Below are 15425 nucleotides of genomic sequence, written 5' to 3' on the forward strand. Positions count from 1 at the left end.
GCGACGGCTGGACCATCGCGAGCTCCCCAGGCCCGGGGCTTGAGAGCTGGGCCCGGGTTGGGTCCATGCCGTCCGAGGGGGTGCGATCCGTCGTCAGACCCTCCCCAAATCCCCGGGGATGCGACGGATCGCGACGGTTCGCCCCCACAGAATCGTTCCGCGAGAACCCCGAGCTCGCGCCCCATTTCATGGCGACTCTGTTCCATGTGAACGTGCCGTCGCACGCCTCCGCGGCGGTGGTCGAGTCCTCGCTCGACCAGCTCCTCCCGGTCGAGTTCCGCGCCGACCTGGTGCTCGAGCTGCGGGACGCCGCCGGCGTGCTCGTTCTGGCGATCGTCATCGAGGTCCAGCGCGAGGAGGATCGGGACAAGAAGTACTCCTGGCCGGTGTATGTCGCCGTCGTGCGCGCCAGGAAGCGCTGCGACACGGCCGTCCTCGTGGTCGCGACGGACGCGGCCGTGGCCGCCTGGGCGGCGGAGGACATCGATCTCGGGCTGGGGCTCGGGCACGTCAAGCCGCTGGTGCTCGGTCCGACGGTCGTGCCGGCTCTGGAGGCACTGGTCATGGAGCGGCAGACCGAAGGCAAGGCGACGTTCCCCCCGTTCACGCAGAAGATCTTCGAGCGCGGCATCAGCGAGGGCTTCCGCGACGGCGAGCGGAAGGGCTTCCATGACGGGGAGCTCAAGGGGAAGCACGAGGGCGAGCTCAAGGGAAAGCGCGACGTGCTGCTCCGGCTCCTCGCGCGGGCGGGGATCGCGCTCTCGGACGAGCAGCGCAGCCGGATCCTGGGGTGTGACGACGGCGCCACCCTGGATCGGTGGGCCGAGAACGTGCTCGAGGCGAAGACCGCTGCCGACGTGCTCTCGTGAGCCCACCGTCGCGCCCGACGGCCGTCCCGGCCGCGATGCCGGCAATGCTGGACAGGGGCGGGCTCCGGTCCTGACCGCGACCCGCGCCACCGAGACGCCCGCCGGGCCCCCGGGCCGGGCGGCGGACGCGAAGGCGCGCTCAGCCGTCGATGACCTTGGTCTGGCCGGGGTTGAGGATCTGGATGACGCCGCCCCAGGCGCACATCAGCTTGGCGGCGCTGTCGAGGGCGGGCATGCCCTTGAGCATCACCGTGACGCTGCCCGGGATCCAGGTGCCGGCGGGGACGGGGACGCCCGGCATGGGGGTGAGGACGCCGAGGGCCGCGGCGGTGGCCGAGGCGACGGTGGGGTTCGCCAGGGAGGAGCAGGCGCCGAAGGGGAGGACGTTGAGCACGGGGGCGCAGTCCGAGGTGTTGGCGGCGGGCAGGGTGGCCATGGCCTGGTGGACGGGGAGGACCATCCGCGTGGCGGGGGCCACGCCGAAGCTGCACATCGTGGTGGCGCCGGCGCAGACTTGAACGGCCATGGCGGGGGAGGATAGGGGAGGGGCGGCGGAGAGCTAAATTTTCATTGCCAGTCCGCGCGCATATCCCGGCACGTGAGCGAGCACATCGCTCCGGAAACTGCTGAAGACCTTGTCGCGCTCGTCGGCGTGGGTAGCCCCGCCGCTGCTCTTGGACTGACCGTTGAAGAACCCCTTCTCGTAGTCCCTCCGGGCGCTGCGCAGACCCTTGATGTGATAGTCGCCGGAGACGCGGTAATAGGACGCCTTCCACTCGCCGCCGCTGTGGTCCCACACATCGGCCTGGGCGCCCACGATCGAGAGCTTCCACTCGCCGAGCTTCTCGCCGATGTCGATGCCCTTGCCGCTGTCATTGAGCGGGATGCCGTCGAGCTCGACTCCCGCTGTCTTCTTCGCGGCCGCCCTCTGCACCACGGTGGCGGGGTGCGGCGGCCTCTCCTTTTTTGCGGGGGCAGCCTTCTTCTGCGCCACGGTGGCGGGGTGCGGCGGCCTCTCCTTTTTTGCGGGGGCAGCCTTCTTCTGCGCCACGGTGGCGGGGTGCGGCGGCCTCTCCTTTTTTGCGGGAGCAGCCTTCTTCTGCGCCACGGTGGCGGGGTGCGGCGGCCTCTCCTTTTTTGCGGGGGCAGCCTTCTTCTGCGCCACGGTGGCGGGGTGCGGCGGCCTCTCCTTTTTTGCGGGAGCAGCCTTCTTCTGCGCCACGGTGGCGGGGTGCGGCGGCCTCTCCTTTTTTGCGGGAGCAGCCTTCTTCTGCGCCACGGTGGCGGGGTGCGGCGGCTTCGTCTGGGCTCGCGCCATCTCGGCTCCTCCGGTCCTCAGGTCTCGTCGTCCAGCGCCTCGTACATCACCCTCGGCCCCGGGGCGGCCCCGCCCTCGGGGACGGGCAGCCGCGCCGCGCGCAGCACGTCGAGCGCGAACGTCGAGCACTGGCGCTTGTCCAGGCTGTATCGGTATCGCCCCGACTCGTACTCCGCGATCTTCGCCATCGCCGCCCGCGCCTGCTCCCGCGTGATCGCGTAGTCCTGCGTCTTCACCCCTGGCCTGTCGAAGGCGCCCTGGTCGTCGTGCACGACGCCCTCGACGCCCATCCTGAGCCGCCCCAGGTCGCGCTGTGGGTCGTAGCTCGAGTAACGGGCCGGCGAGAACCCGAACGCCCGCCGCTCCCCGCTCGGCTCCTCGATCGCCACGAAGCTGTGCCCCGCCACCGGCTCGGGCAGCGCCTTGTCGTGCATGTAGGCGCCCACCAGCAGCCGATAACCCCCCTTCGCCTGCGCCCCGCCGCTCCTCGCCTGCGCCCCCGCCGGCCCTCCCGCCCCGCCGTGCGCCGGCCCCGACGACCCGGGCCCCATCTTCCCCTGCGCCGCCGCCTTCCCGTGCCGGTCCGCCTCGGCCTCCAGCTCGAAATCCTGCACCACCGCCACGCCGTCGCCGAAGGGGTTGGCGACCCGCCCCTCCCGCTGCTGCACCACGTGCGTGAGCTCGTGGCCGAGGAGCTCCTGGCCGTAGCGCGTGTGCGGCTGGTAATGCTCCGGCGTGAAGTAGAGATCAGCGCCGAGCGTGAAGGCGAGCGCCCCGATCGAGGCGGCCTCGGGGCCGACGTGGACCCGCACGTCGGAGAAGTCGGCTCCGAAATAGCGCTCCATCCGGAGCTGCACCGAGGGCGGGAGCTTCTGCCCCGCCTTCGCCGGCCCCTCCAGGAAGCCCGTGGGCGGCTGGAACGCGTGGACGTCCGCCTCCTTGCGCTGCGCCGCCCCGCCGGCCCGGGGCGCCGCGCCGAAGGGCGCCTGCGGCGGCGCGACGGTGGCGGGGTGCGGCGGCCTCGGCGCGAAGCTGAGCCCGGGCCTTGGCTGGGCGACGGTGGCGGGGTGCGGGGGCCGCTGCCGTGGGTCCATGGCGGCGCGCGGCTGCGCCGCGGTGGCCGGGTGCGGCGGAAGGACCGCGCGGGCGAAGCGCTGGACCGCGGTGCCCGCGGGGACGCGGCGCTCAGGGAAAAAGGCCTGGATGACGCGGGGGGGCGCAGCGGGACGCATGGCCGATGCCGAGCAGGGTATCACCCTTGCCCGTGGAGGCTCCAGAAGCTTGCCGAAGAGCCCGGCTCTGCGCGCACGGCGCTCCACCGAGGGCCTGGGGGTGGTGCAGCCGGCGTCGCCGGTCCTGCGGGGGTCGATGGGCGGTCACACGTCGTCGCTTGTGTCTCCCGGCTCCGCTCCTCGGTCTTGGGAACCACGTTGGCGCGGGGACCACGAGGCCAGGAGTCATCGAGTGCAGGGCAGACCGCCAACACCGTGCACGATGGCCGGGAACTATCTCTCTGCGTGCGCGTGACGGCATTACGTGCAACCGCACGATCGGCGTGCACAAAATCAGCTCTTGCGGCGGATTTCGCGCTGGCGCCGTCCATCGGTATCGATACGTTACGTCGCGCGAGCATGCCGCGCGAGCATGCCGCCGAGACCGGTCGGCGATCGCTACGATGCGCTGCGCGAGCCCATGAAGCGGGCTCTGGAGGCACTGGTCATGGAGCGGCAGACCGAAGGCAAGGCGACGTTCCCCCCGTTCGCGCAGAAGATCTTCGAGCGCGGCATCAGCGAGGGCTTCCGCGACGGCGAGCGGAAGGGCTTCCACGACGGCGAGCGGAAGGGCTTCCACGACGGGGAGCTCAAGGGGAAGCAAGAGGGCGAGCTCAAGGGGAAGCACGAGGGCGAGCTCAAGGGAAAGCGCGACGTGCTGCTCCGGCTCCTCGCGCGGGCGGGGATCGCGCTCTCGGACGAGCAGCGCAGCCGGATCCTGGGGTGTGACGACGGCGCCACCCTGGATCGGTGGGTGGAGAACGTGCTCGAGGCGAAGACCGCTGCCGACGTGCTCTCCTGAGGCGACCTCGCGCCCGACGACACCCGGCACAATGTTGCCATTGACGGGAAGCCGTCGTTACCTTCCCGCCTCTGGACATCCCCGCCGCCCTCCGCTCCCTCGAGCTCTCCCGCGAGGACGACGTCCCCGAGCTCGCCTGGCTCGCCGCGACGTACGACGATCCCCCCGCCTTCTGGTCCGCCCTCGCCGACCACGCGCGCCGCGCCGGCCCGGCGCCGCGCAGCCGCCCAGGCCACGCGTACGACCTCTACCACGACGCCATCGGCCGCCACGCAGGCGCCGGCCGCGCGGCCTTCGTCGGCTACCAGCGCCGCGCCGGCTGGCAATCGCTCTCCTATCCGGATCTCGCCGCCCGCGCTTCCGCCTGCGCCCGGCGCTGGGCCGCCGCCGGCGTCGCCCCAGGCGCCGCCGTCGCCCTCGTCCTTCCGCTCGGCATTCCCTGGCTCATCGCCTTCGGCGCCGCCCTCCGCCTCGGCCTGGTCGTCTCCTTCCTCGCCCCCGCCGGCGAGCGCGCCCTGCTCCGCCGCCTGAAGGCGCTGGATCCCGCCCACGTCGTCGTCGATCCCGCCGCCCCGCCGCCCATCGGGCCCTTCGCCGAGCGCGCCCTGCCGCTCGCCGGCGACGGCCCGCCGCTCGCCGCGCCGCCGCACGCCTATGCGCCCGACGAGCCCTGCGCGCGCCTCTTCTCGCCCCTGCGCGCGCCCCTCGCCGAGCCGGTGGACCTGCCCGCGGGCGCCGCGTGGCAGCGCGCCCTCCACGACGCCGTGCTCGCGTATCGCCTCGGCCCCGGCGACGCCCTCGCGCTCCCCGGCTTCCACCCCCAGCAGCATCACCCCGCGGCGATCCTCGCGACCCTGCTCGCCGGGGCCACCTTCGTCGAGCTCACGCCCGCCGACATCGCCGCGCGCCCCGGCCTCCTCGACGAGCAGCCCATCACCACCCTCGGCATCACGCCAGGGCTCTGCGAGGCGCTGCGCAAGGCGCCGATCGCGCGGCCGCCGAAGCTGCGCCAGTGGGTGCGGAGCGTCGACGAACCGCTCGACTGGGTGGCCTGGAACGAGCTCGTCAAGAAGAACGACCTCGCCGGCGTGCCCTCCACCAACCTCCTCGTCGACGCCGCCGCCGGCGGCGCCGTGCTCTTCTCCACGCGGCGCCCCGGCAGCGTCCAGGCGCTCGCGCTGCCGGCGGCCGGGCAGCCCTACACCCTCTTCGACGCGACAGGGAGCGGCGAGCCCGCAGCCCGGGGCGCAGGCGTCTTCGTGCCGACGCCCGCGGGCGACCCGAAGAAGGACGGGTGGTTCGTTCTCGCGCGGCGCGGCACGGAGTTCCTGTGGGGCGGCACGCTCGCCCCCCGGCGCGCAGGGCGGGCCTTCCCGGCCGCGGAGCTCGCGGAGCGGGCCGCGGAGGTGCCCGGCATCCTGGGCGCCTGCGTGGTGCCCATCCCCACCGCCGACCCGGGGGGGCGCTGGGCCTTCGTCCTCCTCGCGTTCGCGGGCGCGCCGCCGGACGGCGCCCCCGCGAACGCCGCGCTCTCCGACGCCCTCGCCGACGCCATCCGCGAGGATCTCGGCGACGATTTCCTCCCCGACCGCGTCACCGTGCTCCCCCTCTACCCCCGCATGCAGGGCCGGAAAGTGGACGCCGCGTGGTGCCAGCGGCAATACTCGTCGGGCTTCCTGGCGGCGAAGGCGCAGCACCCCGTATTCCGCCGCCTCGCCGGGCTGCGGGGCCTGGTCCTCGGGGCTTGAGCGCGGGCCGCCGCACGGATCCGCCGCATGATCGATATCGCCCTCGCCTCGCGCGCGCTCGACGGCCCCGGTCAGGACATGGCCGAGTCGGCCGTCGACGCGCTTGTGCGCCTCGTCCAGACGGGCGAGCACCTGGACGCGGCGAGGCAGGCGGCGAAGGCGCTCGCGGCGGGCGGGACCGACATCCGCGCGATCGCCGCGCTCCTCCTCGGCGCCTTCGGGGAGCGGGGACCTGCCGCGCTCCCGGGCATGCTGGACGTCCTGACGGGCGCGACAGGGCGGCGCTGGGAGGCGATCCGGCCCGCGGCGCGGCGGGATCGGGCGGTGGACTCCGCGCTGTGCCTGCTGTTCCGGAGCGTGAAGGCGAGCATCGATTTCCACGAGAGCGCGCGCGACGCCACCTGGCGCGCCTGGGTGGAGCGGGTGGAGCGCGATCTGGCGCGCGCCTGCCTCGACGCCGCCGCCGCCTTCGAGGCCGCCGCCGCCGAGCGGATCGCGTCCCCGCGCTGCGTCGTCGAGCTCGCCGGCCTGAAGGCGCGGATCGAGCTCTTCCTGCAGAAGATGCCCCGGCGCGAGCCCCCGCCGGAGCCGGTCGCCGCGCCGGAGGAGAAAGCGGAGGCGGCTGCGGACGACGCCGATGACGCGGAGGCGGCCGCCGACGCGGCGCCTGCTGCCGCCGGGATCCAGGAGGGCGAGCCCGCGCCGCCAGCCCCCGGGACGCGGGTGATCCAGGTCTCGCCGGCGCTGGAGCAGTTCATTCGCAAGCTCGAGGCGTTCGCGGGGCTCGTCGAGCAGGGCGAGATGGGCAAGGCCGCGATCGTGGCCCGGGACATCAAGGCCGCGGTGGACAGCTTCGATCCGCGCGTCTACCTGCCCGCGCTCCTCGCACCCCATTTCCGCCTGCTCAGCGCGCACATCGACGCTATCGCGCCGCACTGGGCCGCGGCGGACAGCCCGGCGTGGGAGGCGCTGGAGCAGCTCTATCAGGTCGATCTCGACGCCTTCCTCGAGCCGTGAGCGACGACGCGATGACGGCCGCCCGGGAGCACCCCGACGAGGATCCCGCCGGCGAGGACGGCCCGCTCGAGGCGGCCATCCGCCGGCGCGCGAGCGCGTTCGACGTGCCGGCGCTGATCGCGCTGCTCCGCGAGAAGCTTCCCGACCGCGCCATCCGGTTCTGCTGCCGCCCGTCGCTCTCCACCCGCTCCGCGATCGTGCACGACGTCGAGATCGCGCCCGATCACGTTGTCGTGACCCTGAACCTCGGGCTCCGGAGCAGCACCAGCCCGCTGCCCTCCTATTTCCTGGAGCTGCTCGCGCACCCGCGCGCCGGCCCGGCGCTGGAGGGCATCCTCGCGACGCTCGACGATCGCCTGCTCCGCGACCGCGCGGAGGCCCTCCTGCCCGAGCGCGCCGAGCGGCTCTTCCCCCGCGCGGCGGACGTGCGCCGCGACGCGCTCGCGCTCGCGCGGCCGGCCTCGCCGCTCGCGCTCCACTGGCTCCTCGGGAAGGTCTACCCCGAGCTCGGGGTGAGCGTGCGCCGCGCGCCCGTGCGGCGCGGCATGCCGGCGCAGGATCCGCGCCTCGGACAGGCGGTGCTCGGCTTCGCCGCGCTCGGGGGCGAGGCGGAGATCGCGGCGCCCGGGCTCGACGCGATCCTCGTCGCCGACGAGTCCACCACCTGGAGCGGCGAGCCCTGGGCCGCGGAGGCGCGGCGCCGCCTCGAGGCGCGCGTCCTGCCCGCGCTCCGCGACACGGGCCTTCACCTCCGCGTCGTCCTGCTCGACCGCCAGGCCGATGGCCGGCTCGATTTGGTGGGCGCCTCCCACCTCGGATTCGAGCCGATCGTGCGGGCGCGCCCGCCGAAGGCGACTCTCCTGTTCGAGGGGCGCGTCCCGCCCGCGTGACCCGAAAGTTGGTCCGCAGTTGATGAGTGTGTGAGCCTATGCGTCGTTCCGGGGGCCGTGCGCGATGCGCAGAGAGCGCCCCCGAGCGCCCACTGTGCCGAGCGAAGAAGGAGGACGGCGTTGAGCAAGCCGATCCAGGAGCAGATCTTTAAGTCGCGCCTGACAATTACCTACCGGACCGACATCACCGGCACGGTGCAGCAGGAGAAGCTGCCCTATCGCCTCCTCGTCCTCGGCGAGTTCGCGGGTCGATCCCTCCGTCGAGGGAACCTGCTCCCCGACCTGGCGACCCGGAGCGTCCGCACGATCAAGCGGGGCACCACGGTGAACGATCACCTGCGCGAGGTGATCCCGATCTGGCGGATCCCGAACGAGGATGAGGCGCTCGGGCCGCTCCGGAGCGCCATCCCCGGGCAGATCCACTTCCACAAGGTGACGTGCTTCATCCCCCGGACGGCGCTCGAGAAGGACGGGGACGCGGCCTTCAGCCTGAGCGGGTCGGCGCGCTTCGAGAGCGCGAGCGACGACAACGGGATCGCCGACATCACCGGCGAGGTGAAGGTCCACGGCACGCTCACGGTGACGATCGCCAATCGCACGGCCACGGCCAAGGGCGCGAAGGTCAACGTGACGGGCGCCGTCACCGGGACCCACGTCGATCCGGCGACGGACAAGGTCGTCGGGATCATCACCGGGTTCCTGGAGACGCCGCAGATCTCGCTCGACGACAAGCAGGTGACGATCTCGCCGGCGGAGGAGGGCGATGACGATGGCGCCGCGGCAGCCGCCGGGGACCGGAAGGTGAAGGCCTTCACTGTCACCGTCAAGGATTCGCAGCCTGGCCGCGCGGAGCGGACGATCCCGTTCACCGCCATCGACTCGTTCGCTCCGGACGCCGTCGCGGGCAGCATCCCCGAGGTGCACCGCCTGCGCGTGCTCAAGCAGCTCCTCCTGGACCTGCAATCGGCGCTCAGGAACCGGCCCGACCTGCGCAAGCGGCTGAAGGAGATGCTGCCGGCTTATGGCGAGTCCACGGCGGCGATCGAGGCGAAGCTCGCGGGGTTCCGCGAGCTCAAGGCCTGGGCGGGCGAGAGCTTCCCGCTGCTCCAGATCGAGCGGTCCGCCGTCGCGGCCCCGGTGAGCGGAGGCGGCGGAGCGGCGGGCGGAGGCGGCGGAGCGGCGGGCGGAGGCGGCGGAGCGGCGGGCGGAGGCGGTGCCGATGGCACCTGAGGCCAGGTCCCTGGTGAGAGCGCTCGGCAAGACGAGGCGGGAGAATCAGCGATGGCTCTGACGAAGAACGCGAAAGAGTTGCAAGAGCGCCTCCTGGAGACGCTCGGAGAGACGCCCGGCGATCTCTATATCAACGGTGATCCCAGCGGCAGCCCCAAGGCGATCATCAGCGCCGCGAGCAAGCCCCTGTCGGTGGCTGCCGCCGGGGCGCCGCTGTCCTCCGGCGGGGACACGGCGGCGGCCGCGCCGCTCCATTTCGACGATCGCAGCACGGAGATCAACGAGGGGGCGCGCTTCATGAACGCCCTCGCGGTGCTCCTCGTGAACAGCGAGGACATCAACCGTGACCTGAAGAGCTTCAGCGACATCCTCGACACGATCGGCCGGCTCACCGCGGAGATCGACCAGAAGGTCGCCTCGTACCTGGATCTCGTCTACCACGACGACGACTTCCAGGCGTTGGAGGCCGCGTGGCGCGGGCTCGACGACCTCGCGTCGAGCGTGAACGACGACGACGTCACCATCGACTTCCTCGACGCGAGCAAGGAGGAGCTCTTCAACGACCTCGTCGACCACAAGTCGGACATCTTCGGCGGGGAGCTCTTCAGGAAGGTCTACATCGAGGAGTACGATCGCTACGGCGGCAAGCCCTTCGCCTCGATGATCGGCCTCTACGACTTCCAGTCCTCGGACGAGGACATCGAGTGGCTCGGCGCCATGAGCAAGGTCGCGAACGCGAGCCACTGCCCCTTCGTGGCGGCGGTGCACCCGGCGTTCTTCCACCCCAGCAAGACGATGGAGGAGGTCGCCCAGATCGGGGATCTCGACGCGGTGCTCGCGCATCCCAGGTTCGGGAAATGGCAGGAGCTCCGCGACACCGACGCGGCGGCCTACATCGCCCTCACGCTGCCGCGCTACCTGCTCCGCGACCCCTGGACGAACGGCGCGTCGATCCAGCGGGGCAACCAGATCGGGTTCGGCGAGACCGTCCGCCCCGGCCGCACCGACGACGCGAGCAACTTCCTCTGGGGGAACTCGGCGATCCTCTTCGCCAGGAACATGGTGCGCTCCTACGAGCGGAGCGGGTGGGCGCAGCACATCCGCGGCCCGAAGGGCGGCGGCATCGTCGAGGGGCTCACGGTCCACACGTACACCAAGAACGGCTATGAGGAGATCCAGCCCCCGGTCGAGATCGCCATCCCCGATTACCGCGAGCTCCAGTTCGCGAAGAACGGCTTCGTCCCGCTGGTGCACAAGAAGAACGAGGCCACCGCCACGTTCTTCAGCTCCCAGTCGATCAAGAAGCCGCGCCTCTTCGTCGAGGACCTGAGCACCAAGAACGCGCACCTGGTGACGAACCTGGCCTACACGTTCTCGGTCACCCGCATTGCCCACTTCGTCAAGCGGATGATGCGCGAGTACATCGGGAGCACCGCCGACGGGCCGTACATCCAGCGGGTCCTCGAGGGCTGGCTCGGCCAGTACGTCACCACGATCACGAACCCCGACGACCTGACGCTGCTCTATTACCCGTTCAAGGCGGTGGCGGTCGAGGTCGAGCCGAAGCCGGGCCCCTTCGGCTGGTACAAGGCGACGCTCTCCGTCCTGCCGCACGTCCAGTTCGAGGGGATGGATGTGGAGCTGCGCCTCGAGGCGGCCCTCGGCGGGCCCTGAGGCCACGAGTCGACGAGGACGAGCCCCCCACGCGCGAGAAAGGATGAGCGGCCATGCCGACGTTTCGTAGAACCCTCGATATCTACCAGGGATACAACTACAAGAAGGACAAGCAGACGCCGGTCGGCTTCATCACGAAGCTGAAGCTCGGCGACACCGACCTCACGGCGGACCAGACTTGCAAGGACCCGACCAACCCGACGACGGATCTGAAGGCCGTCGCCGTGCTCTCCGACATCCAGTGGGAGACGGGCGTCACCGACGCTGTCTATTTCGCCGGCCAGGTCTCGGTCACCAACAAGCAGAGCCTCCTCACGCTGGTCTACACGTCGATGACCAACGTGCTCGCGGAGTTCCAGTTCTCGGTCTACGACTATGACCCGCTGGCGAAGAAGTATTTCCTCTGCTTCCACAGCAACCAGACCGACATGAAGGGCATCCTCGAGAAGAACGGGGATGAGCTCAACCTGGCCGTCGCGGACGACGCCTCGACCCAGGTGCAGTCGCCCGAGAACTACGCGGCCACCACAGGCATCAAGCCGCAGCCCACGGCGCAGGCGCTCCAGATCGCTGTCGGCGACGGCAAGAACTTCGCCAAGGCCTGGGGCCTCACGGTCGGCTGAACCGGCCGCCTGGAGCAGCATGGCGGCGTCCACCCTGGCTCGTCCGACCTGGCGGATCGGGCAGATCCTCCTGCCCGAGCACTTCGCCGGCCTCGAGGCGGCGCTCGCCGCCGAGGCGGCGCTGCGCGCGGGGCTCAGCGCGCCGGCCTACGGCGTGGCCCGGCTGGCGTGGAACGGCGACGATCCGACGGACGGCGTCCTCTGGATCACCGCGCTCACCGCGGTGCTGCCGGAGGGCGCGCTCGTCGACGTGCCAGGCAACGCCAGGATGCGCGCGCCGCTCGACCTCAAGGAGGCCGGGCGGCGCGAGGTGGAGGTCTTCGCCCACGTGCTCGACCCCGACGACGACGGCGGCGCGGGCGATCCGCCGATGGAGCTGCCCTCGCCGCGGGAGATCCCGCGGGCGTTCCACGTCATCGAGCTCTCCACCGAGCGCGCCGCGCTGGGCGCCCGCGGCCGCGTCCCCCTCGGCCGCTTCGTCCTGCAGCGCGGCGCGTTCCGCCTCGACGAGTCCTCGGCGCCGCCGCTCCTGCGCCTCGACACAACCCCTTACCTCACGCGCGCCCTCTCGGCGCTCCGCGGCGATCTCGCCGGCCTGGAGAGCGCGCTCGACGCGCGGGCGCTCGACGCGCTGGGCCGCGGCGAGTCGCTCGGGCCGGTGCAGCGCGTGCGGCTGGAGGCGCGCAAGCTCGCCGCGCTGCTCGCGGACATCGAGCGCGGCGTGCCGCTCCACCCGTACGCCGTGTTCTCGGCGCTGCGCGCGTTCTCGCTCGACGTCTACCTGCTCGACGAGCACGCGTCGCCGTGGCGGCCGCCGGCCTACGATCACGACGCGCCGGCGCGCTGCTTCGGCGAGGTGCTCGCGCACATCGGGCGCCGGACGGCGGCGCCGCAGCCGACCTCGCCGGCCGTCGCCTTCCTCCCGGACAACGGCCGCCTCGTCGCCGCCGAGCTGCCGGACGAGGCGCTCTCGGCGCCCGAGGTCTACGTGGCCGTGCTCAAGGCCCGCGCGGCCGATCAGGTGCCGCTCGACGGCGCGCGGCTGGCCAGCCCGACCCGGCTGCGGATCGTGCGCGAGCACGCGCTCCGCGGCCTGCGGCTCGCGCCCACGTCGAGCCCGCCGTTCCGGCACGGCTTCGGCGGGGCTGTCGACTTCTACCGGGTCGTCGGCGGCGCGGCCGGCGAGGAGGGCGGCGAGTGGGCGCACGCGGCGCGCGAGCGCGCCCTCGCGTTCCACCCGCCGCCGCACCTCGAGGGGCACCAGGTCGTCCTCTGCTGGAGGCGGCCGTGAGTACCGTATACTGTCAGCGCTCGGGGGCTCCGCGGGGACAAGCCCCGCTACGTCCCCGAACCCCCGCGGCCACGGAGGCGCTGGATCGTGTCGTTCTTCGGGAAGCTTGCCGGCGCTCCGGACGAGCGCGCGCTCGAGAGCATCGCGCGGAACCTCGAGGCGGTGCTCAACGCGAAGCGCGGGCACGCCGGGGCCGTGGAGGTCTTCGGGATCGGGGGCTACGACGGGATCCACGCGACGAAGCCGTTCCTCGGCGCGCTCACCCAGGAGATGTTGGAGCAGGTCAGGCGCCACGAGCCGCGGCTCACCGAGCCCCAGCTCACCCTGATCGGGCGGGATCGCGCGCTCTGGGTGCGCTTCCGGCTCAGCGGGCGCTGCCAGGGCGAGGTCTGCTCGTTCGCGATCCTCTTCCACAGCGTCTTCCGCGGCGTGCGGGTGCTGCCGGCGGCGTAGGGCCGAGGGGAGGGGCGCGGCCGTGAGGGAGCGCCTCCAGATCTCGCTCACCCTCACGCTGGCGGGGACGGCGCGCGAGATCCCCGGCGGCGACGTGCGCGGCCTCGGGATCGAGATGCACGCCTGGGGCGTGGAGGGCTGGGTGGAGTTCGTCGTGCAGGACGACGACGGCCGGCAGGGGAAATACGGCGACGCGATCCTCGAGGATTTCCAGAAGCCGGACCTCGCCGAGGTGTCGCTCTCCCTCCAGGCGGTGCACCTCGAGACCGACACCGAGCCGTCCGCCGCGGTCCTGAAGACGGGCGGCGTCGTGCTGGAGCGGGCGCTCCGCGAGGAGGTCCACCAGCCCGACGGCGCGGCGGCCGACGCGCTCTCCCGGTACTACCGGGTGAGCTTCGCCGATCCGGCGCGCGCGCTGTGGCGCCAGCACTTCCCCTGCGATCTCGCCACGAACAGGTCGTTCAAGGACGTCATCGAGGACCACAAGGGCGCGAAGGCGACGCTGACCTACGACTTCGACCCGATCACGGCCGCAGAGCCGCTGATCTTCTTCCACCTCGACCCGGCCGCGGGGAGCAGCTTCTACGATCTCGTCCTCTGGTACGTGCGGCACCGGGGGGGCGTGTTCACCTTCGACCACGCGGCGCGGGCGTACGCGATCAAGGGGGCCAAGGACGCGAGCGGCGAGGCGGCCGAGCTGCCCGCGGACGACGTCGCGCGGCTCACCTCGGTCTTCCCGGCGATCCCGCGGCACACGCCGCGCGTGCGCTGCTCGAACACGGGGTCGCCGCGCACCGAGGTGGGCGAGAACGCGAACGCGGCCGCGGGGGTGTTCCGCGACGTGCTGATCCGCACGCCGATCGCCGCGGAGGTGGACGGCCGGGTGGCGCTCGAGAAGGCGCGGCCGCTCCTGCCGGGGCGGGAGGTCGAGGTGGTGTTCCGCCGCTTCCCCACCGTGCTCGTGGCGCCGGGCAGCCTTGTGTCGATCTCCGCGACCGGCGGGAACAGCGCCGCGCTCCTCCTCGCCGCGGAGCCGTGGCGCGTCCACCGGCTCTCGATCGAGGCGCGCGCCGTCGACGAGGGGCCGGAGCAGGGCTACGGCGAGCCGGCGACGGCGTTCGAGCTCTCGATGTCGGCCCGCCTCGAGGCCAGGGCCGAGCCCGCGCTCCGGCTGCCGCCCATCGTGGACCCGCGCTTCCCCGGGTACCTGGAGGGCAAGGTGGTGAGCACTGTCGGCGAGGACGACCACATCACCTACCAGTTCGCGACGGACTCGAGCACCTCGGTCGAGCGCTACACGATCGAGATCCCCCTCTTCGAGGACCAGGAGATCACCGCGCCCTACGAGCCGACCTCCGGCTCGGGGACGCTCTACCTGCCGCTCTACAAGGGCGAGCGGGTCCTCTGCGCGCTCGACTTCACCGGGGCGCGCGTCGTGACGCTGCTCGACTGGCGCGCCGACGCCAGGGCCCCCGCGGACGGGCAGGGGCAGCACCTGTTCCTGGGCAAGTCGGCCACGAACAGCACGTCGGTGCTCCACGACTACCAGGACGACAAGCCCGTGCTCCGCGTCCTGCGCACGAACGACAAGGACACCGTCCTCCTCCAGCTCGAGGAGGGCAAGCTCACCCTCAAGGTCGAGGAGAAGCAGGGCTAGCCCATGGGGACCCTTGTCTGCACCATCGAGATGGACAAGGCCGCGGGGCTGACCGTCACCATCACCAACGCCGACGCCAAGATCACGCAGACAATCAAGATGGACGGCACGATGATCGAGCTGAAGGTCGCGGGCGATCAGGCGACGAGCGTCATCCAGCAGGTCGCCGAGAAGGTCACCATCACCTGCAAGCAGTTCGAGGTGAAGGCGGAGGAGACGATCGACCTCTCCTCGGGCAAGGCCTCCACGTGGAAGAGCGGCGACACGCTCACGGCGCAGAGCGCGAAGGACATGACCCTCGCGTCGGACGCGAACGTGAGCGTCTCCGGGCAGAAGATCGCGGCCGAGGGGCAGACCGAGGTGAGCCTGAGCGGCGCGTCGACGAGCAAGGTCTCCCTCGCGAGCGCGGGCGCGACGGTCTCCTCGGGGGGGAAGCTCGAGCTGTCGCAGGCGCAGGCGGCGATGTCGGGGGTGCAGGTGCAGGTGAAGGCGGACGGGATGATGTCGCTGGAGTCGTCCGGGATCGCCACGCTGAAGGGCAGCCTGACCAACGTGCAGGGCAGCCTGATCAACCTGGGCTGA

The 15425-nt window shown here is 72.1% G+C and carries 15 protein-coding genes and 1 pseudogene; 13 read left to right on the forward strand and 3 right to left on the reverse strand.

The genetic code is table 11. From position 1 onward, the window contains the following. The first annotated feature begins 188 nt into the window (after positions 1–188). Complete coding sequence (locus tag WMF42_RS15875; protein ID WP_437692819.1) at positions 189–869, forward strand: hypothetical protein; 681 nt, start codon at positions 189–191, stop codon at positions 867–869. 139 nt (positions 870–1008) lie between these two features. Here the strand turns inward: WMF42_RS15875 and WMF42_RS15880 are convergent, their stop codons facing one another. Genes WMF42_RS15880 through WMF42_RS15890 form a run of 3 tightly spaced genes read right to left on the reverse strand, consistent with a single transcriptional unit; the run spans position 1009 to position 3419 of the window. Next, positions 1009–1395 (reverse strand): DUF4280 domain-containing protein, encoded by a 387-nt coding sequence (locus WMF42_RS15880; RefSeq protein ID WP_437692820.1) that lies wholly within the window; start codon positions 1393–1395, stop codon positions 1009–1011. 33 nt (positions 1396–1428) lie between these two features. Then, the gene (locus WMF42_RS15885; protein WP_437692822.1) at positions 1429–2187 is read right to left on the reverse strand and encodes a hypothetical protein; all 759 of its coding nucleotides are present in this window, start codon (positions 2185–2187) and stop codon (positions 1429–1431) included. A gap of 17 nt (positions 2188–2204) precedes the next feature. Beyond that, a complete protein-coding gene (locus WMF42_RS15890) occupies positions 2205–3419 on the reverse strand; it encodes an eCIS core domain-containing protein (RefSeq protein ID WP_437692824.1) in 1215 nt (404 codons plus the stop codon). Positions 3420–3831: 412 nt separating this feature from the next. Between WMF42_RS15890 and WMF42_RS15895 the strand changes: the two genes are divergently transcribed. The 12 genes and pseudogenes from WMF42_RS15895 to WMF42_RS15950 all read left to right on the forward strand — a co-directional run bounded on the left by WMF42_RS15895 (position 3832) and on the right by WMF42_RS15950 (position 15425). After that, positions 3832–4260, forward strand: coding sequence for a hypothetical protein (locus tag WMF42_RS15895; RefSeq protein WP_437692826.1), 429 nt, complete (start codon positions 3832–3834; stop codon positions 4258–4260). A 260-nt stretch (positions 4261–4520) separates the two neighbouring features. Then, positions 4521–4808 (forward strand): annotated as a pseudogene (locus WMF42_RS15900) (AMP-binding protein); the annotation flags it as partial. A gap of 168 nt (positions 4809–4976) precedes the next feature. Continuing rightward, complete coding sequence (locus WMF42_RS15905; RefSeq protein ID WP_437692828.1) at positions 4977–6008, forward strand: hypothetical protein; 1032 nt, start codon at positions 4977–4979, stop codon at positions 6006–6008. 27 nt (positions 6009–6035) lie between these two features. After that, on the forward strand, positions 6036–7025 hold the full coding sequence (locus WMF42_RS15910) for a type VI secretion system protein IglI family protein (protein ID WP_437692829.1): 990 nt from the start codon (positions 6036–6038) through the stop codon (positions 7023–7025). Continuing rightward, positions 7022–7915, forward strand: a complete 894-nt coding sequence (locus tag WMF42_RS15915; protein WP_061609335.1) for a hypothetical protein — start codon at positions 7022–7024, stop codon at positions 7913–7915. Before WMF42_RS15910 ends, WMF42_RS15915 begins: the two co-directional genes overlap by 4 nt. Positions 7916–8035: 120 nt before the next feature. Then, complete coding sequence (locus WMF42_RS15920) at positions 8036–9145, forward strand: type VI secretion system contractile sheath small subunit (protein WP_061609336.1); 1110 nt, start codon at positions 8036–8038, stop codon at positions 9143–9145. Positions 9146–9196: 51 nt separating this feature from the next. Next, on the forward strand, positions 9197–10819 hold the full coding sequence (gene tssC, locus WMF42_RS15925; RefSeq protein ID WP_061609337.1) for a type VI secretion system contractile sheath large subunit: 1623 nt from the start codon (positions 9197–9199) through the stop codon (positions 10817–10819). Between the two features lie 53 nt (positions 10820–10872). Continuing rightward, complete coding sequence (locus WMF42_RS15930) at positions 10873–11442, forward strand: hypothetical protein (RefSeq protein ID WP_061609338.1); 570 nt, start codon at positions 10873–10875, stop codon at positions 11440–11442. 19 nt (positions 11443–11461) lie between these two features. Further along, complete coding sequence (gene tssK / locus WMF42_RS15935; protein ID WP_437692833.1) at positions 11462–12733, forward strand: type VI secretion system baseplate subunit TssK; 1272 nt, start codon at positions 11462–11464, stop codon at positions 12731–12733. Positions 12734–12820: 87 nt separating this feature from the next. Next, on the forward strand, positions 12821–13186 hold the full coding sequence (locus tag WMF42_RS15940) for a GPW/gp25 family protein (RefSeq protein WP_434047631.1): 366 nt from the start codon (positions 12821–12823) through the stop codon (positions 13184–13186). A gap of 22 nt (positions 13187–13208) precedes the next feature. Further along, positions 13209–14843: a hypothetical protein gene (locus WMF42_RS15945; RefSeq protein WP_437692835.1), complete on the forward strand. Its 1635-nt coding sequence runs from the start codon at positions 13209–13211 to the stop codon at positions 14841–14843. A gap of 3 nt (positions 14844–14846) precedes the next feature. After that, positions 14847–15425, forward strand: a complete 579-nt coding sequence (locus tag WMF42_RS15950; protein WP_061609342.1) for a hypothetical protein — start codon at positions 14847–14849, stop codon at positions 15423–15425.

Origin of the sequence: Sorangium sp. So ce176, from assembly GCF_051519835.1 — a bacterium.
In the GTDB taxonomy this organism is placed as follows: Bacteria; Myxococcota_A; Polyangia; order Polyangiales; family Polyangiaceae; genus Sorangium; species Sorangium cellulosum_G.

Coding starts and splice junctions, on each gene's coding strand:
- tssC (WP_061609337.1), top strand. CDS start 9,197: ATGGCTCTGACGAAGAACGCGAAAGAGTTGCAAGAGCGCCTCCTGGAG.
- tssK (WP_437692833.1), top strand. CDS start 11,462: ATGGCGGCGTCCACCCTGGCTCGTCCGACCTGGCGGATCGGGCAGATC.
- WMF42_RS15875 (WP_437692819.1), top strand. CDS start 189: ATGGCGACTCTGTTCCATGTGAACGTGCCGTCGCACGCCTCCGCGGCG.
- WMF42_RS15910 (WP_437692829.1), top strand. CDS start 6,036: ATGATCGATATCGCCCTCGCCTCGCGCGCGCTCGACGGCCCCGGTCAG.
- WMF42_RS15895 (WP_437692826.1), top strand. CDS start 3,832: ATGCCGCCGAGACCGGTCGGCGATCGCTACGATGCGCTGCGCGAGCCC.
- WMF42_RS15890 (WP_437692824.1), bottom strand. CDS start 3,419: ATGCGTCCCGCTGCGCCCCCCCGCGTCATCCAGGCCTTTTTCCCTGAG.
- WMF42_RS15880 (WP_437692820.1), bottom strand. CDS start 1,395: ATGGCCGTTCAAGTCTGCGCCGGCGCCACCACGATGTGCAGCTTCGGC.
- WMF42_RS15885 (WP_437692822.1), bottom strand. CDS start 2,187: ATGGCGCGAGCCCAGACGAAGCCGCCGCACCCCGCCACCGTGGCGCAG.
- WMF42_RS15950 (WP_061609342.1), top strand. CDS start 14,847: ATGGGGACCCTTGTCTGCACCATCGAGATGGACAAGGCCGCGGGGCTG.
- WMF42_RS15930 (WP_061609338.1), top strand. CDS start 10,873: ATGCCGACGTTTCGTAGAACCCTCGATATCTACCAGGGATACAACTAC.